The 18035-nt window shown below is 63.6% G+C and carries 18 protein-coding genes; 9 read left to right on the forward strand and 9 right to left on the reverse strand.

From position 1 onward, the window contains the following. Positions 1-44 precede the first annotated feature (44 nt). Both ACSW29_RS14795 and ACSW29_RS14800 read left to right on the forward strand, forming a co-directional pair. Complete coding sequence (locus ACSW29_RS14795; RefSeq protein WP_317827304.1) at positions 45-944, forward strand: universal stress protein; 900 nt, start codon at positions 45-47, stop codon at positions 942-944. Continuing rightward, positions 941-2467 carry an APC family permease gene (locus tag ACSW29_RS14800; RefSeq protein WP_448277572.1) on the forward strand — a complete coding sequence of 509 codons (1527 nt, stop codon included), beginning with the start codon at positions 941-943 and terminating at the stop codon, positions 2465-2467. Before ACSW29_RS14795 ends, ACSW29_RS14800 begins: the two co-directional genes overlap by 4 nt. On the opposite strand, the gene ACSW29_RS14805 is transcribed toward ACSW29_RS14800, so the two are convergent. Further along, positions 2464-3081, reverse strand: a complete 618-nt coding sequence (locus ACSW29_RS14805) for a TetR/AcrR family transcriptional regulator (RefSeq protein ID WP_448277573.1) — start codon at positions 3079-3081, stop codon at positions 2464-2466. The genes ACSW29_RS14800 and ACSW29_RS14805 overlap by 4 nt on opposite strands. A gap of 166 nt (positions 3082-3247) precedes the next feature. Between ACSW29_RS14805 and ACSW29_RS14810 the strand changes: the two genes are divergently transcribed. Next, positions 3248-4195: a nitrilase-related carbon-nitrogen hydrolase gene (locus ACSW29_RS14810; RefSeq protein WP_448277574.1), complete on the forward strand. Its 948-nt coding sequence runs from the start codon at positions 3248-3250 to the stop codon at positions 4193-4195. Then, positions 4192-5217: an agmatine deiminase family protein gene (locus tag ACSW29_RS14815; protein ID WP_317827309.1), complete on the forward strand. Its 1026-nt coding sequence runs from the start codon at positions 4192-4194 to the stop codon at positions 5215-5217. The genes ACSW29_RS14810 and ACSW29_RS14815 overlap by 4 nt, the downstream gene beginning before the upstream one ends. Positions 5218-5243: 26 nt before the next feature. Here ACSW29_RS14815 and ACSW29_RS14820 read toward each other — a convergent pair whose 3' ends face one another. Beyond that, the gene (locus ACSW29_RS14820) at positions 5244-7181 is read right to left on the reverse strand and encodes a vWA domain-containing protein (protein ID WP_448277575.1); all 1938 of its coding nucleotides are present in this window, start codon (positions 7179-7181) and stop codon (positions 5244-5246) included. Positions 7182-7190: 9 nt separating this feature from the next. Beyond that, positions 7191-8567 carry an ATP-binding protein gene (locus tag ACSW29_RS14825; RefSeq protein ID WP_347874389.1) on the reverse strand — a complete coding sequence of 459 codons (1377 nt, stop codon included), beginning with the start codon at positions 8565-8567 and terminating at the stop codon, positions 7191-7193. 99 nt (positions 8568-8666) lie between these two features. On the opposite strand from ACSW29_RS14825, the gene ACSW29_RS14830 reads away from it, so the two are divergent. After that, positions 8667-8819, forward strand: a complete 153-nt coding sequence (locus tag ACSW29_RS14830; protein ID WP_448277576.1) for a hypothetical protein — start codon at positions 8667-8669, stop codon at positions 8817-8819. Here the strand turns inward: ACSW29_RS14830 and ACSW29_RS14835 are convergent. Continuing rightward, the gene (locus tag ACSW29_RS14835; RefSeq protein ID WP_448277577.1) at positions 8797-8931 is read right to left on the reverse strand and encodes a hypothetical protein; all 135 of its coding nucleotides are present in this window, start codon (positions 8929-8931) and stop codon (positions 8797-8799) included. The two genes, ACSW29_RS14830 and ACSW29_RS14835, sit on opposite strands and share 23 nt — an antisense overlap. 106 nt (positions 8932-9037) lie before the next feature. Between ACSW29_RS14835 and ACSW29_RS14840 the strand changes: the two genes are divergently transcribed. From ACSW29_RS14840 to ACSW29_RS14850, 3 genes are all read left to right on the forward strand, one after another. Further along, a complete protein-coding gene (locus tag ACSW29_RS14840) occupies positions 9038-9610 on the forward strand; it encodes a DUF4126 domain-containing protein (RefSeq protein ID WP_448277578.1) in 573 nt (190 codons plus the stop codon). Positions 9611-9637: 27 nt separating this feature from the next. Continuing rightward, the gene (locus tag ACSW29_RS14845) at positions 9638-10606 is read left to right on the forward strand and encodes an alpha/beta hydrolase family protein (RefSeq protein WP_317827313.1); all 969 of its coding nucleotides are present in this window, start codon (positions 9638-9640) and stop codon (positions 10604-10606) included. 452 nt (positions 10607-11058) lie between these two features. After that, positions 11059-11280 (forward strand): hypothetical protein, encoded by a 222-nt coding sequence (locus tag ACSW29_RS14850; protein WP_003946391.1) that lies wholly within the window; start codon positions 11059-11061, stop codon positions 11278-11280. Positions 11281-11359: 79 nt separating this feature from the next. Here ACSW29_RS14850 and purH read toward each other — a convergent pair whose 3' ends face one another. The 4 genes from purH to ACSW29_RS14870 all read right to left on the reverse strand — a co-directional run bounded on the left by purH (position 11360) and on the right by ACSW29_RS14870 (position 16363). Further along, positions 11360-12919 (reverse strand): bifunctional phosphoribosylaminoimidazolecarboxamide formyltransferase/IMP cyclohydrolase, encoded by a 1560-nt coding sequence (gene purH / locus ACSW29_RS14855; RefSeq protein ID WP_448277579.1) that lies wholly within the window; start codon positions 12917-12919, stop codon positions 11360-11362. After that, entirely contained in the window at positions 12912-13631 is a 720-nt protein-coding gene (gene purN / locus ACSW29_RS14860; RefSeq protein WP_378532610.1) for a phosphoribosylglycinamide formyltransferase, read from the reverse strand. Before purN ends, purH begins: the two co-directional genes overlap by 8 nt. A 6-nt stretch (positions 13632-13637) precedes the next feature. Next, positions 13638-15179 (reverse strand): cell division protein PerM, encoded by a 1542-nt coding sequence (locus tag ACSW29_RS14865; RefSeq protein ID WP_448277580.1) that lies wholly within the window; start codon positions 15177-15179, stop codon positions 13638-13640. Positions 15180-15301: 122 nt separating this feature from the next. Beyond that, a complete protein-coding gene (locus ACSW29_RS14870; protein WP_448277581.1) occupies positions 15302-16363 on the reverse strand; it encodes a DUF5336 domain-containing protein in 1062 nt (353 codons plus the stop codon). Between the two features lie 86 nt (positions 16364-16449). Between ACSW29_RS14870 and ACSW29_RS14875 the strand changes: the two genes are divergently transcribed. Further along, entirely contained in the window at positions 16450-17085 is a 636-nt protein-coding gene (locus ACSW29_RS14875) for an IMPACT family protein (RefSeq protein WP_448277582.1), read from the forward strand. A 42-nt stretch (positions 17086-17127) separates the two neighbouring features. Here ACSW29_RS14875 and sucD read toward each other — a convergent pair whose 3' ends face one another. Then, positions 17128-18030 (reverse strand): succinate--CoA ligase subunit alpha, encoded by a 903-nt coding sequence (gene sucD / locus ACSW29_RS14880; protein WP_003946432.1) that lies wholly within the window; start codon positions 18028-18030, stop codon positions 17128-17130. Between the last annotated feature and the right edge of the window lie 5 nt (positions 18031-18035).

The raw sequence follows: 18035 nt of genomic DNA on the forward strand, positions 1-18035 counted from the left end.
ACAAAGGCGCACAGCAGATTCCTCCAATCCGGAAAAGAGCCACCATGCGCCTTATCGTCGGATACCTCGCCACACCCAGCGGTAAAGACGGGCTGGTCCTCGGGGCCCAGCTCGCGCGCAGTCTCGGCGCGCAACTCGACATCTGCATGGTCCTCCCACCGGATCGGACACTGCCGGCCAAGGTTCCCTCGGAAGCCGGTTACGACGACATCCTCGCCGCACGTGCACACGACTGGCTCGCCGAAGCGAAAGCGTCGGTGCCCGAGGACATCCAGGTGGAAGTACACCTGAGCTTCCACGAGTCGTTTGCTCAGGGCCTACTCGACGAGGTGGACCGACTGAACGCGCTGGCGATCGTGGTGGGCGCTTCCGGCGACGGTCTGCTCGGCCGTCACGCGATAGGTTCGGTCTCGACCGAACTGCTGCACTCCGCCCACGTCCCCGTAGCACTGGCCCCTCGCGGAACGCGGCACTCGTCGGCTACCGCAATACGAGAAGTCACCTGTGCACTCGGCACCCGTGTCGGCGCCGACATCGTCTTGAACACCGCCGTACGCACCAGCAAACTGATGCAGGTGCCGCTGAGACTGGTCTCCCTTGTGGCGCTCGACCCCCAGAACGATCTGCGCGATCATCGCGATACCGCCGAGTCGGCCAGGGAGCGTGCACGAAATCACGCTCAGGACACACTCGACGTCGCAAGAGCCGCGCTCCCCGCGGAGTTCCCCATCGAGGTCATCATCGCCGACGGATCCACCGTGGAATCGGCAGTGCGTCAACTGGACTGGCAGGACGGCGATCTCGTGATGGTCGGTTCGAGTCGCCTCGCACAGCCCCGCAAACTTTTCCTGGGTTCCACCGCCGCCAAGATGCTGCGCGTGTTGCCCGTTCCCATGGTCGTAGTGCCCAAGCACGAATTCACCCAGCCGGAGGCACTGTCATGACCAGCACCGAACTGAGTTCCCAAGGCCTCGCCACCGGCAAGATCGGCATGATCTCCGGCGCAGTCCTCGGAATCTCTTCCGTGGCACCGGGTTACACCCTGACGGCCAGCATCGGATTGATCGTCGCCGCAGTCGGCCTCAAGATGCCCGCCATCTTCATCGCCGGCTTCATCCCGATGTTCCTCACCGCGTACGCGTACCGCGAACTGAACTCCGACACTCCTGACTGTGGGGCGTCATTCACGTGGTCCACCAAGGCATTCGGACCATACGTCGGCTGGATGTGCGGCTGGGGCATGGTGATCGCGACCATCATCGTGCTCTCGAACCTCGCTGCCATTGCCGTCGACTTCTTCTATCTGTTCATCGCGCGGGTGGTCGACAATCCCTCGATCGCCGATCTACCGGGCAACAAATTCGTCAACGTCGGCACCACGCTGGTGTTCATCGCCTTGGCCACCTGGATTGCCAGTCGAGGAATCACCACCAGCGAGCGCGTACAGTTCGCGCTCGTCGGTTTCCAGATGGTGTTGCTCGTCGTCTTCGCCGTCGTTGCCCTGGTTCACGTCGGTGCCGGCGATGCCCCGGCCGGATTGTCCTTCGACCTGAGTTGGTTCAACCCGTTCAGTGGACTCGCCATCGGCGCATTCGTCATCGGACTCACCGGATCGATCTTCGCGTTCTGGGGCTGGGATACCTGTCTCACGCTGGGCGAGGAGTCGAAGAACCCCAAGAAGACCCCGGGCCGTGCCGGTTTGCTCTGTGTCGCAACCATTCTCCTGACCTACCTGCTGGTCGCCGTGGCCGCGATGATGTACGCCGGCGTCGGCGAGGAAGGCCTCGGCCTCGGTAATCCCGACAACTCCGAGAACGTCTTCGGCGCTCTGGCCGACCCGGTCTTGGGCAACTGGGGTGGAATGCTCCTGTTCCTCGCCGTATTCGTCTCTTCCGTCGCGAGCCTGCAGACCACGTTCCTGCCCGCCGCGCGAACCATGCTCGCCATGGGCGCGTACGGAGCCTTCCCCAAGAAGCTCGCCGAGGTCTCCCCGCGATTCCTGGTGCCGTCGTACGCCACAGTCGTGGCCGGCGCTGTGACCGCCGTGTTCTACAGCGTCGTCACGTTCCTTTCCGAGAGTGCACTGCTCGATACGATCGCCGCACTCGGCATCATGATCTGCTGGTACTACGGCATCACGGCATTCGCGTGCGTGTGGTACTTCCGCAAGACGGTGTTCGACAGCGTGCGAAACTTCGTCTTCCGGCTCGCGTTCCCGCTCATCGGGGGGCTCATGCTGCTTGCGGTGTTCGTCATTTCGGTCCAGGAGAGTATGAATCCGGACAACGCCAGTGGAGCATCCATCGGCGGTATCGGCCTGGTCTTCTTCCTCGGATTCGGAATCCTCATCCTCGGCGCGGTCCTGATGATGGTCATGCGAGTGCGCAATCCCGCGTTCTTCGAGGGCAAGACCCTCAACCGCGACACGGAGGCTCTGCGCGACGAGAACGACCTCAGCGTGCCCTAGGAGGCAGTAGCTTCGGGGGCCTGCGCGATCAGGCCCGCCATCAACACGCGCAAGCCGAATTCGAAGGCGGCGTCGGCACGTTCGGGATTTTTCCCGGACGTTGCCAACGCCGCCTTCATCGCGTCGTTGGCCTCTGGCCCCGACGCCCACTGGACATCCGGCGCCGCCAGATCCAACGCCGAACCGAGAACAAAACTGTCGACGGTCGTGATCGCGTGCAGTGTTTCAGCCGGGCCGAAGCCACCATCGGCAAATGCCTGCGCCAATGCGTTGTAGAGGGTGAACGCCACACCGGCTTGCACGGTCTGCGCCGTGAAGAGCGGAATCAGACGAGGATGCGCGGCGTAGCTTCGCCGATACTCGGCCGCCAGCGCCGCAACGGTCTCACTCCAGGTCCCCGAAGCCGACTCGACGTCGATTCCCGCCATCAGTTGAGCCCTCATCAGTTCGACGATCTCGGCTCGTCCGGACACGTGGTTGTAGAGCGACGAGGGTCGAACCTTCAGCCTTGCGGCGAGTCCAGGCATCGTGAAGTCGCCGGACTCGTCCACCGACTCGATCGCTGCGTCGGTGATGATCTCCGGTGAGAGCAGTCGTTGCGGTGGCCGCGGCATGTGTCCTCCTGTGTGGTGGGCCGAACCGTTCTCTTTTCGAACGCTGGTGCTGGCGCCGGAAACAATTCCTCGAAAGGCCTTGATCAATCAGTGCTCACCCACCATACTTAACGAATCACATTCGTTTTACGTTGAACGTCGAATACCCGAGCGCCGAGGAAACCCCATGCTGACGATCACCGCCCTCACTCCACCCGAGTCGCTGGCCGCGACTTCGCCCTCCACGTCTGCCCCACTGCGAATAGGTCTCGTCCAACATCGCTGGCACGAGGATCCGGACGACCTCCGCGCCGAACTGAGTGAGGGCATCGCGGCCGCAGCGAAGCTGGGAGCGGCGGTGGTGTTCCTTCCGGAGTTGACACTCAGCCGCTACCCCGCCTCCACTCCTGCCGGGGACAATCCCGGACGCGAAGCGGAAGACCTGCTCACCGGACCCACTCTCTCCTTCGCTGCCAAGGCCGCCGCCGAGAACCAGGTCCTCGTTCATGCGTCGCTGTACGAGCGCAGCGAAGCCGAGGACGGACTGGGATTCAACACCGCGATCCTCGTCTCCCCCGGAGGTGAGCTTCTCGCTCGCACCCGCAAGCTCCACATTCCGGTGACGGCCGGGTACTACGAGGACACGTACTTCCGAGGCGGTCCGTCCGAGGACGCATACCCCGTTCACGAGGCGCTCGGCGCCAAGTTCGGACTCCCGACGTGCTGGGACGAATGGTTCCCCGAGGTCGCTCGTGCTTACTCCCTCGCCGGTGCACAGGTTCTGGTGTATCCGACGGCGATCGGTTCGGAGCCCGATCACCCGAACTTCGACACCCAACCACTGTGGCAGCAGGTGATCGTCGGAAACGGGATCGCGAACGGCACGTTCATGGTTGTCCCCAATCGCCACGGCAGTGAAGGCCTCATCACCTTCTACGGTTCCTCCTTCATCTCAGACCCGTACGGACGCATCCTCGTTCAGGCTCCCCGCGACGAATCAGCCGTGCTGGTCGCCGATCTCGACCTGCAGCACCGTGAAGACTGGCTGGCACTGTTCCCATTCCTGGCAACGCGTCGTCCTGACACCTACTCGACTCTGACCGCACCGGTGAACACCGCGGGAGCCAAGCGATGACCTGGCGCATGCCCGCGGAGAGCGAACCGCACGAACGTACCTGGATGGCGTACCCCAGCGCCGGATATTCCCTCGGGGACACCGCGGAAGAACAACACGAAGCTCGCTCGACGTGGGCTGCAGTTGCACACGCCGTCGCCGAATTCGAGCCGGTCACCGTCGTCGTCGATCCCGCCGAGGTCGAAGAAGCGCGAAAGTACCTGTCCGAGAAGGTAGACATCGTCGAGGCACCTCTCGACGACGCATGGATGCGCGACATCGGACCGACGTTCGTATTGTCCGACGAAGGCCGTCTCGGCGGAGTCGACTGGGTGTTCAACGGATGGGGCGCACAGGATTGGGCGCAGTGGGACAAGGACTCGAAGATCGGCAGGTTTGTCGCCGAACAATCCGGTGCCCAGTTGATCGACTCACCAATCGTCAACGAGGGCGGCGGCATTCAGGTCGACGGTCTCGGCACCGTGCTGGTCACCGAAACCGTCCAACTCGATCCCGGGCGCAATCCCGACCTGACGAAGGCGGACATCGAGGCCGAACTCGCCCGCACTATCGGAGCCAAACACGTCATCTGGCTTCCCCGCGGATTGACCCGCGATCAGGAGACCTACGGAACCCGCGGACACGTCGACATCGTCGCTGCCATCTCTTCCCCCGGAGTGGTACTGGTCCACGACCAACGCAATCCGGTGCACCCCGACTACGCCGTCAGCAAGACGATCATCGAGTTGTTCGAAAGCTCGACGGACGTCGGCGGCCGGCCGTGGAAGGTCGTTCGGGTACCCGCTCCCGAAATCCTGCGCGACGACGAGGGATTCGTCGACTACAGCTATATCAACCATCTCGTGGTCAATCGTGGAGTGGTCGCCTGCAGCTTCGACGATCCGGCCGACGCCGAAGCGGCCCGGATCCTGTCAGCAGCTTACCCCGGACGCACTGTCGTGACCGTCGACGCAAGACCGCTGTTCGAACGCGGCGGCGGCATCCACTGCATCACCCAGCATCAGCCCGCTGAACAGAATTAGCAGCGACAGAATTAGCAGCGACGGGGTTAACGGCGACCTCGCATGTAGTCACTCACGACGGCTGCGCCGAGGCCGTCCAGGTCCGGCGCGATGACGCGTCCACCCACCCGGTGCGCCATCCGGTCGACCACCCTGGCCAGGCCCGGATCCTCACCGAGGCGGAAGAACGTGACCTTGGCGCCCAGCCTGGCCACGGCATCGAGTGCTCGAACCGTCAAACCGAGGGTTCGAGCACTCGGCGGGTAGTCGAACCTGGCTTCTCCGTCCGCTTCGAGATGGGCCGTCGGCTCACCGTCGGTGACGATCAGTACCACCGGCTGCGCATTGGAATGGCGCCGAAGGTGCCTGGCCGCCAACAACAGTGCGTGGTGCAGGTTGGTTCCCTGGTCCCAGGCGCCGTCCAAACCGGCAAGCTCCGATGGGCTCAGTACGTGCGCGTGGCGTCCGAAGGCGATCAACTGCAGCTCGTCGCTACGAAATCGCGTACTCACCAGATGATTGAGCGCCAGTGCGGTGCGCTTCATCGGAACCCAGCGATCCTCCATGACCATGGAAAACGACGTGTCCACCAGCAGAGCCACGGCAGCCTGACTGCGCTGTTCGGTTTCGGCCACTTCGACATCGACGACGCTCAGCCTCACCGGCATTCGGCCCGGGTCACGCAGGACGGCGTTGGTGATGGTTCTCGTGACGTCCCACGGTTCGGTGTCCCCGAATTCCCATTCGCGGGAAGCTCCGGTCGGTTCGCCCATCGCACCGGCCCGACGCGTATCGCGTTGACCGGTTCGCGAGGACAGTTGCCCGGCGACGTCACGCAGAGCAGTCTGTCCGAGCTGCCGCATGGCTTTGGGCGACAAGCGCCATTGACCGTCCGGTGCACGATCGAAGAAACCCTGTTCCTGCAAGGCCTTTTCGAGATCGGCCAGAGTGCGAGCGTCAGCAGCGGCTTCGTCGCCGAGTTGCCGCGCGAGTAGCTCGGGGTCGATGTCGTCGAGCGCTGCGCCTGCATACTGCTGCGACAGTTGGTCCGCCAACGATTCCAGCTCGGCAATGTCCTGCAGTGCGCCGGTCCCCTCGCCCAAACCCATTCCGTTGTCGCCGCGGAACTGTTGCGCTCCTTCCCAGTCCTCACCCGGTCGAGCTGACTGAAGGTACTGGTCGAGTTGCCCCAGTTCACTCATCAGGCTCGGATCGCCGAAAGCCTGCTGCGCCAACGCATCCAACTCGTCGCGCTGCTCCTGCGAGAGCGAGTTCCGCAATCGTTGTGCGGCCGCTGCGCGCTGCGCCAACGAATCCAGAAGTTCCTCGACGTTGCGGGGGTTGTCCGGGAAGTACTGCCCGTGCTTGTCCATGAACTCTGCAAACTGCTCCGGAGTGTCGACGCCCCGAGAGTGCGCATCGAGCAGTTGATTCAGATCTGCCAGCATCTGACGAATCTGCTCCCGATCCTCGTCGGTGGCACCCTCGAGCGCCTGCTTCATGCCCGAGAATCGCTGATCGAGGACCTCGCGTCCGAGCAGATCACGGATCTTCTCGTAATCCGCGCGAGCCTGTTCGCTGCGCCAGTTGTAGTCGGCCAGATCTTGCACGGCCTGAGCTGTCGACGGTGGCAACTCCTCGATACGCATTTCGTTGAATCGTGCGTCGTCGTCGAGAGCACGTGCCAGTACCTTGCGCTCTTCGAGCACCGCCTTGTCGAGAAGCTTACGAACCTCGTCGAGCGTTCCGTCGAGATTGTTGCGGCGCAGCAACTCCCGTCGACGCCGGTTCGCCTGGGCGGCAAGGTCGTCGAGCCCACGCATGTCACGATTGCCTCGCCGCAGCAGCTCCCGGAGGGCATGGCGCGGCGACGTGCCGGACAGGACGTCGTCGCCGATTGCCGCCAAGGCCTCGCGCAGATCTACCGGAGGCGCCAGCGGATCGGGACCACCGTCGTACGGCCCGTACCGCGGATTATGGATCATTACTGCCCCTTACGAATACACCGAGCGGCCGCCCGGGCCTTGATCTTTGGAGATCCGGCGCGCGAGGTAGAGCCCTTCAAGGGCAAGTTCGGCACCGGCGGCACGCTCGCCGTCGGATTGCGCGCCGAGACGTTCGGCTACTTCGTCCAGGACCTCGAGATCCGGAAGCTCGTCGAGAAACGCCTTGGCCGTGACAGATTCACCGGTGACGATCGTATTGCCCATCTCTACAGCAGCAACCAGCATTCCCAGGTCAATTCCGCCGAGACGCACCCGAACGGTATCGGCCGTCGCGCGACGCAACAGGTGCTCGAGCACCTCCAGTTCGCGGCCCTCTTCGCCGGATTCGAACTCCACCTTTCCACGGAGAACCTCGACCACCGACTCGAGATCGACCGGCCGTGCGACAGGATCGGCTTCGCCGAGCACCGCCGCGCGTCGTACCGCGGCCGCACTGACCGTTTCTGCGCCGGCGACGGCAAATCGTGCCGACACACCAGATCGCTGGTCCACCGAGGTGGATTCACGAAGCAGGCGTGTAAATCTGGCAAGAATTTCGAGGAGGTAGTCGGGCACCTCGGCGGCCAGATGCGCTTCCTGCTCGATCACCGCGATCTCGCCCTCCAACTCGACCGGATAGTGAGTGCGGATCTCGGCGCCGAAGCGGTCCTTGAGCGGTGTGATGATGCGTCCACGGTTGGTGTAGTCCTCGGGGTTCGCGCTCGCGACCAGCAGGACGTCCAACGGAAGCCGGAGCGTATATCCGCGGACCTGGATGTCTCGCTCTTCCATCACGTTGAGCAACGAGACCTGGATGCGCTCGGCCAGGTCGGGAAGCTCGTTGATGGCCACGATTCCGCGATGCGCGCGAGGCACCAGACCGAAGTGAATGGTCTCCGGATCGCCGAGACTCCGGCCTTCGGCAACCTTGACGGGATCGACGTCGCCGATCAGGTCGGCGACCGAGGTGTCCGGCGTCGCCAGCTTCTCGGAGTACCGCTCGCTGCGGTGTCGCCAGGCAATTGGAAGGTCGTCCCCCAGTTCGCGGGCCCGGCGAATCGATGCCGGTGTGATCGGCTCGTACGGGTGCTCCCCCAATTCGGAGCCTTCGATGACGGGCGTCCACTCGTCGAGCAGGAGCCCGAGAGTGCGAAGCAACCTCGTCTTTCCCTGACCTCTTTCGCCGAGCAGAACCACGTCGTGGCCGGCGATCAGCGCCCGCTCGAGTTGTGGAGCGACCGTGTCCTCGAACCCGACTATCCCGGGCCAGGGGTCACGGCCGTCCCGCAACGCGGCGAGAAGGTTCTCTCGTAATTCTTCCTTGACACTTCGCTGTACGTGTCCGGAGGCGCGTAGCTCTCCGAGGGTCTTTGCGACAGTCACCACTCCACGCTACGAGTGTTTGCGGGGTTTCGCCTCTCGCCGAGGAAGTTCGGTCGCTCAGCCCTCGATGTCCTCGGGATTCATCCAGACGATTTCCCAGATGTGACCGTCGGGATCCTGGAAGCTGCGGCTGCACATGAATCCGTGATCCTGGGTCGCGCTTCCGTCGACGTCGAGGTGTCGGCGATGCCCTTGGTGGTGAAGGTCTTGAAGAAGGGCTCGGCCAACAGCATCACGACGATGGTGTCACTGTGACCAACAACGACGCGTTCTCGTCGGAGAACTGCGTGTTCTTGGAGTATCCGAGGCCTTCGTAGAAGGTGGTGGCCGTGCCCAGATCCTTGACGGGCAGGTTGAGGAAGAACATCGGCTGCGGGTTTGTCGCCGTGGAAGGTCATTTGCGAGTGCTTGCTGTGCGCCTTTGTTAACCGCCGGCGGTTAATAAAGGCGCACAGTAGACCTAAACTCCACCCATGGATACCTGGGTGTTGCCCGCCATGCTCGGCCTCGGACTCGCCGCAGCGTCCGGAATGCGAACCTTCCTGCCGCTGTTGATGCTCGGTGCTGCGGTGCATTTCGAACTGTTCGGAGTCACCGTCGGCGAGTCGATGCGGTGGATCGGATCCACCGGCGCACTGGTGGCATTGGGAATCGCCGCAGTGGTCGAATTGGGTGCCGACCTCATTCCCTTCGTGGACAACGCGTTGTCGGTGATCGGGAACGTCACCGGACCCATCGCCGGAGTGATCGCGGCCTGGGCAGCTTTCAGCCATCTCGATCCTGCGATAGCCGCGCTCGCGGGCATCATCGTCGGAGCGCCGACGGCACTGACGTTCAGCGCCGCCCAGACCGGTACTCGAGCGGTCAGTACGGCCACTACCGGTGGGCTGGCAAATCCTGTCGTTTCCGTCATCGAAGACGTACTGACTTTCTTCACCTCCTTGATCGCGATGATCTTGCCGTTCCTGATCATTCCGCTGCTCGCCGCGCTCTTGTGGTTCAGTTGGCGTGGCTGGCGCCGTGTACGGAGTCTGCGCACCGCCTGAAGGTACGGACCTGGTAGACAAGTCGTCATGTCCGACACCGAGATCTCGTTCCAATCCGGCGACGTCACCCTGTACGGGAGTCTTCGCCTGGCCGCCTCACCCGACGCCCCTGCCCCGGCCGCGCTGATTCTGGCCGGCAGCGGCCCCACCGATCGCAACGGCGACAGCGCGCTCCTCGAAGGTGATATCGGAACCCTCCGCTTCATCGCGGATCTCCTTGAGAATCAGGGCATTTCAAGTCTGCGTTACGACAAGCTCGGCAGTGGCGAAACCGCACTCGGCGACTACGAGATCGAAGACATCGCCGATCTCGGCTTCAACACATTTGTCGACGCCGCCTCCGACGGACTGGACTACCTCGCCGGGCAACCCGGTGTCGATCCCGAGCGCTTGTTCGTGGTCGGACACAGCGACGGTGCCGTCGTCGCATTGGCTCTCGCCACTGCGAAGGAGGGCACAAGAGTCAGCGCCCTCGCACTGCTCGAGCCACTGAGCGTCAGGCTTCTCGATCTACTCACGACGCAGATTCACCGCCAGCTCGACGCCGTCGTCGGCGCCGGTCAGTTGCCGGTCGAACTCGCTGACGAACTGCGCGTCGCACTCGCCGACGCCGTTGAGTCCCTGCGATCCGAGGGCACAGTTCCAGATGATCTGCCCGAGCCCCTGCAGAATGCGGGACTCGTGCACGCCAACGCCAAGGCACTCGCCGAGGAAGACGCATTGGACCCGGTTGCGCTCGTGGCGGCGCTGCCGGCGGGCATGCCCGTTCTCACCAGCTGCTCGGACAAGGACATCCAAGTCATTCCCGCCGATGTCGCAGCGCTGGATGCCGCGCTCTCACATACCGCGCTGACTTCCGTGCGGATGCGCAACGCCAACTTCGTACTCAAGGACATCGGCGACGAACAGTCCACCGGTGCTGACTACGTCGCGCCGCTTCCGTACTCGGCAGAGTTCTCGGAGCCCTTCACAGCGTGGGTCCGTTCGTTCTCCTGATCACGTACAGACCGAACGTCCTTTTCTTCAGGTAAAAAGTTCCCTCCGCGAAGCATCGCGGAGGGAACTTTCGCTTTCTACGCCTGACCTGCAACAGAGGCTCCTTCAACCCCGCAAATCCGGGGACAGAAGTCACCTGATGTTTACGTTCGCGGCGCTTTTTATTGGTGCGAACCCTCGATCCGTGCTGTACGGTCATCCATTAACCAGCAACGCCACCCAGAAAGGAACGGACATCATGTCGCTACACCCGAACGTCGTATCCGTACCTTCGTGGCGCAGCTGCACCGCAGACAAGCACATTTTTTCGGCCGCAATGTCGGCCAAGCACATGGGCAACAAGCGCGGTGTACCCCGAGAATGATCCCCAGTTTCACCGGATTCGTTCTCGGGCACCCAGGGCAAACGCCTCGGGTGCCTTTTCTTTTACCTTTCACACGCAGGAGCACCACATGAAACTTCGAGTCAACCAACTGTCCATAGCGCCGCCGTACGTCGATCTGCCCGGTGACCTCACCGGATATGCCGTCACCCTGGATCTTTCGCACTCCGACGCCGCCCACGAAGCCACCCTCGGCGCACTGATAAGCGAGATCCGCAGTCGCGGAGCCTCACGCGTCGTCATCACCGGCTCACCCCGCGAACTCCAGGGCACCCACAGCAGCGCCGCCTGAAAGAACCGGGCCGCCTGAAAACAGAACGGACCCCGACAACCTACGAAGAGGAAGTCGAGGCCCGCCGGCGAAGCAGGAATCAGTGCGCGAAGTGGCGCGCACCGGTCAGATAGAGAGTGACGCCGGCTTCCTTGGCCGCGGCAATCACCTCGTTGTCGCGAACCGAACCACCCGGCTGCACAACAGCCTTGACGCCGGCGTTGAGAAGTACCTGCAGACCGTCGGGGAACGGGAAGAACGCGTCCGAGGCTGCGACCGAACCTACGACGCGGTCACCGGCTCGCTGAACAGCCAGATGCGCTGCATCGACGCGGTTGACCTGGCCCATGCCGACGCCGACGGACGCGCCGCCGGAGGCCAGCAAGATCGCGTTGGACTTCACCGAACGGCTAGCACGCCAAGCAAATTCGAGGTCTGCAAGAGTCTCGGCATCGGCAGCCTCACCGTTGGCGAGAGTCCAGCTAGCCGGGTTGTCCCCGTCAGCGTCGAGGACGTCGCGCTGCTGTAGCAGAGTACCGCCCGAGATCGGACGCAGTTCGATTCCGGTAGCGGTCGGAGCGGCAGCCTTCAGAACACGAATGTTCTTCTTACGCTGCAGAACCTCGACAGCTCCGTCTTCGTACGAGGGCGCGATGACAACCTCGGTGAAGATGTCGGCGATCTGCTCGGCCAGTTCGACAGTGACCTCACGGTTGGCTGCGATGACACCACCGAAAGCACTGACCGGATCGCATGCATGCGCCTTGCGGTGAGCATCGGCGATGTCCGTGCCGATGGCGATGCCACACGGGTTGGCGTGCTTGATGATTGCCACTGCCGGATCCGTGAAGTCGTACGCTGCGCGCCACGCGGCGTCGGAGTCCGTGTAGTTGTTGTACGACATCTCCTTGCCGTGCAACTGCTCCGCCTGAGCCAAACCTGCAGGCGCTGCGGGGTTTTCGTACAGTGCGGCGTCCTGGTGCGGGTTCTCGCCGTAGCGCAGGACAGCGCTGCGGTTCCACGTGGCACCGACCCAAGCCGGGAACAGCGAACCGTCTTCGTCGGCGGCAATCGTGCTCGTCATCCAGCTTGCAACAGCGACGTCGTACGACGCAGTGTGCTGGAACGCCTGCGCCGCAAGCACAGTGCGCTCACGCAAAGTGAATCCGCCACCGGCAACGGCAGTCAGAACATCGGCGTAGCGAGCGGGATCTACCACGACGGCAACCGACGGATGATTCTTGGCTGCAGCGCGCACCATCGACGGGCCGCCGATGTCGATCTGCTCGACGCACTCGTCCGGGCTCGCGCCCGAGGCAACCGTCTCTGTGAAGGGGTACAGGTTCACGACGACCAATTCGAAAGTCGCGATGCCGAGCTCCTCGAGCTGGGCGAGGTGATCAGGCTTGCGGGTATCGGCGAGAACGCCGGCGTGGACGCGCGGATGCAGCGTCTTCACACGGCCTTCGAGGCATTCCGGGAATCCGGTCAGAGCCTCGACCGGGGTCACTGGGATTCCGGCGTCGGCGATCTTCGACGCGGTCGAACCGGTCGAGACCAACTCGACACCGGCCTCGTGCAGGCCCGTGGCCAGCTCGATCAGACCACTCTTGTCGTAGACGCTGACAAGTGCACGGCGCACAGCCTTGCGTTCACTCACTGGGGATCACGGCCTTTCGTCCATCGGAAACCACTCCGCGCGTAGCAACAGCGGCGATGACGTCCGCCAACAACCGTCGCTCCACAATTTTGATGCGTTCATGCAACGACGACTCAGTGTCGTCGTCATGCACCGGCACAGCTTCCTGCGCCAAGATCGGGCCGGTATCAACTCCGCCGTCGACGAGATGCACCGTGGAACCGGTGACCTTCACGCCGTACGCCAGAGCGTCGGGAACCGCGTGCGCGCCGGGGAAGGCAGGCAGCAACGCGGGATGAGTGTTGATGATTCGGCCGCCGAAACGCGCGAGAAATGTGGGGCCGAGGATCTTCATGAAACCGGCACTGACCACCAGGTCGGGGTCGTGCTCGGCCACCGCTGCCGTCAGCGCGTCGTCCCAGGTGGCGCGATCTTCGTAAGCCTTGATCGACACTTTGAAGGACGGAATCTTCGAATCCGCGGCGTGCTCGGCGGCGAGGCAGTCACGATCCACACCGACGGCAACGATCTCGGCCGGGTATCCGTCGGCATGCGAAGCGTCGATCAGCGAAGTCAACAGGGTTCCCGCGCCGGAAGCGAGTACGACTACCCGCGCGATCGAGTCGCGAAATTGGACCCTGTCGGGCATTGTCGGCTGCGGATTGTCGGCCGAGGCAGTCAGCGCACTACTCCTGAGAACTGGAAGATGATGCGGCCGGAGTATCGGCCGCATGACAGCCTAGTCGCTGGACTCCTGAGGCTTCGAGGGCAGGTCGGTCTCCGCCTCGGACGCTGGGCCGGGTCCGGCTGCGGGGTCGGTCTCGGGTGCCGCGACAACTTCGGCCTCGACTACCTCGATTTCGACGGTTTCCTCTGTCACGACCTGCACAGGTTCGCCTGATTCCTCGACGATTTCGGCTTCGACGACCTTGGTGACAACTACCGCAGATTCCTGGGCGAGCACTTCGCCGGTATTTTCGTCTGCCTCTTCCGGGGCGGCCGCGGCCGTGATCGCGAGTTCGGGCTCGGATGTTCGAGCCGGTTCAGCCTCCGGCGGCGCAACCTCGTCCTTCAAGTGCCCGCGATGCGAGAACCACATCGCGAACAGCGCCGAGACGGTTCCGAACAATCCCAGCCACGCAAAAGTCAGAAGACCGAAGCCCCACCACAGGACCTCGACGGTGCCGAACTGCCCGAGGTCTCCCCCGGCAGAAAGGGCAAGCAGAGCCATGACAACGCCGGCACCGGCAGCTGCCGTCAGCACCGCGAGCACACTGTCCTGCCCGGCGATGCGTCGAGCGCAATCGCGGCCGAGCATCACCCCCACCGCCGCCGGAACGATCAACAAGACCGGCCAGATTCCGCCGGCGACGCCTTCCGGAATGGCTCCCAGAAGGGGCAGCGGTGGCAGGTCTCCGCCGATGTTGCCGAACACACTGATGGAGACGTTGCCGAAATCGGCCGTCGATCCCGTCATCACCGCGGCAGCGCCGACGACCAAGTTCGGTAGATAGAGGAGCGACAACACCGTCAATCCCAGAACGCCGACAAACCCGTTGCCGCGCGCGAGCAGGTCACCGACCGTCGACCACGACACGAGCAGTGACACCACGACGGCCACGGCGCCCGCGGCCAACAGCGCTGCCGACGCGGCCATTGCCGGTCGAACAGCGGCAGATGCCCACGGCGGAACCTCGGCGACGACGCGATCCCAGTGCGCAGCAGCAACTCCGACGGACGCGGCGATCAGGTGAATCCCTGCGACCCAGCCGAAAGCGGCCAATGTGTTGGGGCTCGACAGCGGAATCGCCGCGGAAGCGTCGGCGACCACTGCGAGCGCGATCGCCGTGATCGTCAACGGTCCGGCGATCGCGGCCCCCACCAGGCGGAGGGTGTCGTCACGGGAGTCGGTGTGCACCGCAGTCGACGCGCATCGGCGTGCGACCACCCACATCATGACCGCCGTCGGAAGCAACGGCAGTACACCGAGTTGGACGCCGCTGATAGTCGCCGGCACTTGGTGGATGACCAACCATGTAGTGGCAATGGCGCCGAAGGTTCCGGTCAGGTCGCTGCTCGCCGACACCAAGGTGACCACAACGACGGCCGCGATCAGCAGCATCGTCAGGCCCGACGGTCGGAACGCGACAGTCAGCAGCTTGCGTGCCAGGTCCGGGTTGGGTGCCGGGCGACCGCCGCCGACGCGGCCGCCGCCAGTACGACCACGTCCGGGTCGTGCGGACGCGGGACGGGACCGGGTGCCATCAATCAAAGAACTCATCCCCTCGAGGGTTTCACTCGATAGTGCGCCGCGCACTCAGGCGCGCCGTCGGGCTCACGGAATGTGGCCTCCACCCGCAGCGGGTCGGAGGCCACATTCATGCTCGTGAAACGAAGAAAATACTACTGCTGACGCTCGTCAGGGTTCTGGGAACCGAAGACCTTGGTCTCGGCCGCAGAATCGCTGCTGCCCTGGTCAGGTTCCGCGGGCGGCGTCGGTGATTCGAACGTCGGGGGCTCGAAGCCGGTCGGCTGCTCGGTCGAGCCAGTCGGCTGCTGGTTGTAGGGCTGGCCGTAACCGCGTGGAGCGGTGAACTGGTCCGACGAGTAGCTCGGGTTCGGCTGGCCACCGGGCTGCGAGGTCAGCGGATAGTAGGACGACGTCGTTGCGGACGACGACGAGTCGGTCGGGGTCTGCGTGGGATTCTGCACCGGGTTCTGGCCGTAGGGAGATGTGCTCTGCCCATAAGGCTGCTGCGAAGCAGTCGGGTCGGCGGGGGCGGCGTGTGCTCCCCCGTATCCCTGCTGCTGCGCCTGCCCGTACTGCGGATTCTGCTGGTACTGGCCCTGCTGAGGTTGCTGCTGTGCCTGCTGAGGCTGACCGTACTGGCCCTGTCCGTAGCCCTGGGGCTGCCCCTGCTGTTGACCCTGCTGCTGACCGTAGCCCTGCGGCTGACCGTACTGCTGGGCTACCGGACGCGGCGCGGGAGCCTTCAGGATTCCGATCTCGAACAGCAACGCGGCAACGGCGACGACGGTCTGCACGAACGAGAGAATCAGCACGATGATCAGGCCCCAACCGAGCCCGATCTCGACGTAGTCGCTGGTACCGACCGAGAATGCGGCGAACACCAAAGAGAAGAAACCCGTGAGTGAGAGCGCTGCGGCAATACCTGCATACGACTGCTTCGGGAGCAGCGAGATCCCGGCGACAACACCGCCGGCGAAGATGAATCCGAGGCCGTAGATGCTCGACTCGAAGAAGCTCGAACTGGTGTCCAGATCGCTGCCGATTCCGCTGCTGCTTCCACTGATCGTGGTGAAGGGCGCAAAACCGAGTAGAAAGTTGATCAGGCCGAGCGCCGCGACGGCGATGAGCAGGATGAATCCGAGATTCTTGGTTCCACCGCCCGCTGCCGGCTGATTCGGTGGCCCGAAGTTGGGCCCTTGCGGCGTGAACGTCATGACTTCTCCTCGTAGACGGCCTTCGATGGTTACCAGCGTATGTGTCTCGACTTCGCACGCTAACACCGACGGGAGACAATGGGCAGATGCCCTTCACCCTCGCGCCCGGCGCCGACCATGTCGTCGAAACCGAGGTGAAGCACTCACGATTCATCGCCGCGCTTCGCCGGATCGACGACCCCGACGCCGCCATGGAGTTCGTCGCGGAGCAGAAGTCGTTGTATCCCGATGCGCGCCACCATTGTTCGGCTTTCGTGATCGGATACGAGGCGAACTCACGCGTCGAGCGTGCACACGACGACGGCGAACCGGGCGGCACTGCGGGGGTGCCGATGCTTCAGGTTCTCAAGTCTCGAGATCTGGTCGATGTGATTGTGGTCGTCACGCGCTATTTCGGCGGAATCAAGCTCGGCGCCGGCGGATTGGTTCGCGCGTATTCGGGAGCGGTCTCGGTTGCTCTCGATTCGGCCGAACTGGTGGCCAGGGAGCAGAAAATCCTGCGCACTTTGGCGATCCGGCATTCAGAGGCCGGTCGAGTGGAAGCAGAACTGAGAGCGCGGGGCGTCTCGGTGCTCGGAACTACGTATGGATCGAAAGCGGTCATGACACTCGCCGCCGGTGATGCCGACGATCTCGAATCGGTCGTCGCATCCATCACATCCGGTGCCGGGCAGTTGGAACCTGCCGGGTCGATGTGGGTCGATACCACTGTGCGTGGTTAAGGAGTCCGGAGACTCCCTAACCACGCACGGGGGCGAAGCCCCTTACAGGGACTGAAGAATCTCGCGAGCGAGAGCAGCAGTGGCGGACGGCGTCTTTCCGACCTTCACGCCTGCAGCTTCGAGAGCTTCCTGCTTGGCCTGAGCCGTTCCCGAGGAACCGGAGACGATGGCGCCGGCGTGGCCCATGGTCTTGCCTTCGGGAGCGGTGAAGCCTGCCACGTAGCCGACGACCGGCTTGGTGACGTTGGCCTTGATGTAATCGGCTGCACGCTCTTCGGCGTCGCCACCGATTTCACCGATCATCACAATGACCTTGGTCTCGGGATCCTTCTCGAACGCCTCGATGGCGTCGATGTGGGTGGTTCCGATGACCGGGTCGCCGCCGATGCCGATGGCGGTGGAGAAGCCGAAGTCACGGAGTTCGTACATCATCTGGTAGGTCAGGGTGCCCGACTTGGAGACCAGGCCGATGGGGCCGGTGCCTGCGATGTTGGCGGGCGTGATGCCGACGAGGGCCTCACCCGGGGTGATGATGCCGGGGCAGTTCGGTCCGATGATGCGGGTCTTCTTGCCCTTGGACTCGTTGTACGCCCAAGCGTAAGCGGAGTCCTGAACCGGGATGCCCTCGGTGATGACCACGAGAAGCGGGATCTCCGCGTCGATGGCCTCGACGATGGCGTCCTTCGAGAAGGCCGGCGGAACGAATGCGATGGAGACGTCTGCGCCGGTCTCCTTGATTGCCTCTTCGACCGTCGCGAAGACGGGGAGCTCGACAGGGGAACCGTCAGCAGCAACGTGCGAGACCGTGGTGCCGGCCTTGCGAGCGTTGACGCCGCCGACGACCTGGGTGCCGGCCTTGAGCATCAGAGCGGTGTGCTTGGTGCCCTCGCCGCCGGTGATGCCCTGGACGATGACCTTTGAATCCTTGGTGAGGAAGATTGCCATTGTTC

It is taken from the genome of Rhodococcus sp. GB-02 (assembly GCF_053470465.1).

What these genes read in the sequence shown, in the direction of transcription:
- ACSW29_RS14795 (WP_317827304.1), top strand. Translation starts at nt 45, where the DNA reads ATGCGCCTTATCGTCGGATACCTCGCCACACCCAGCGGTAAAGACGGG.
- ACSW29_RS14800 (WP_448277572.1), top strand. Translation starts at nt 941, where the DNA reads ATGACCAGCACCGAACTGAGTTCCCAAGGCCTCGCCACCGGCAAGATC.
- ACSW29_RS14805 (WP_448277573.1), bottom strand. Translation starts at nt 3,081, where the DNA reads ATGCCGCGGCCACCGCAACGACTGCTCTCACCGGAGATCATCACCGAC.
- ACSW29_RS14810 (WP_448277574.1), top strand. Translation starts at nt 3,248, where the DNA reads ATGCTGACGATCACCGCCCTCACTCCACCCGAGTCGCTGGCCGCGACT.
- ACSW29_RS14815 (WP_317827309.1), top strand. Translation starts at nt 4,192, where the DNA reads ATGACCTGGCGCATGCCCGCGGAGAGCGAACCGCACGAACGTACCTGG.
- ACSW29_RS14820 (WP_448277575.1), bottom strand. Translation starts at nt 7,181, where the DNA reads ATGATCCATAATCCGCGGTACGGGCCGTACGACGGTGGTCCCGATCCG.
- ACSW29_RS14835 (WP_448277577.1), bottom strand. Translation starts at nt 8,931, where the DNA reads ATGTTCTTCCTCAACCTGCCCGTCAAGGATCTGGGCACGGCCACCACC.
- ACSW29_RS14840 (WP_448277578.1), top strand. Translation starts at nt 9,038, where the DNA reads ATGGATACCTGGGTGTTGCCCGCCATGCTCGGCCTCGGACTCGCCGCA.
- ACSW29_RS14845 (WP_317827313.1), top strand. Translation starts at nt 9,638, where the DNA reads ATGTCCGACACCGAGATCTCGTTCCAATCCGGCGACGTCACCCTGTAC.
- ACSW29_RS14850 (WP_003946391.1), top strand. Translation starts at nt 11,059, where the DNA reads ATGAAACTTCGAGTCAACCAACTGTCCATAGCGCCGCCGTACGTCGAT.
- purN (WP_378532610.1), bottom strand. Translation starts at nt 13,631, where the DNA reads ATGCGGCCGATACTCCGGCCGCATCATCTTCCAGTTCTCAGGAGTAGT.
- ACSW29_RS14865 (WP_448277580.1), bottom strand. Translation starts at nt 15,179, where the DNA reads ATGAGTTCTTTGATTGATGGCACCCGGTCCCGTCCCGCGTCCGCACGA.
- ACSW29_RS14870 (WP_448277581.1), bottom strand. Translation starts at nt 16,363, where the DNA reads ATGACGTTCACGCCGCAAGGGCCCAACTTCGGGCCACCGAATCAGCCG.
- ACSW29_RS14875 (WP_448277582.1), top strand. Translation starts at nt 16,450, where the DNA reads ATGCCCTTCACCCTCGCGCCCGGCGCCGACCATGTCGTCGAAACCGAG.
- sucD (WP_003946432.1), bottom strand. Translation starts at nt 18,030, where the DNA reads ATGGCAATCTTCCTCACCAAGGATTCAAAGGTCATCGTCCAGGGCATC.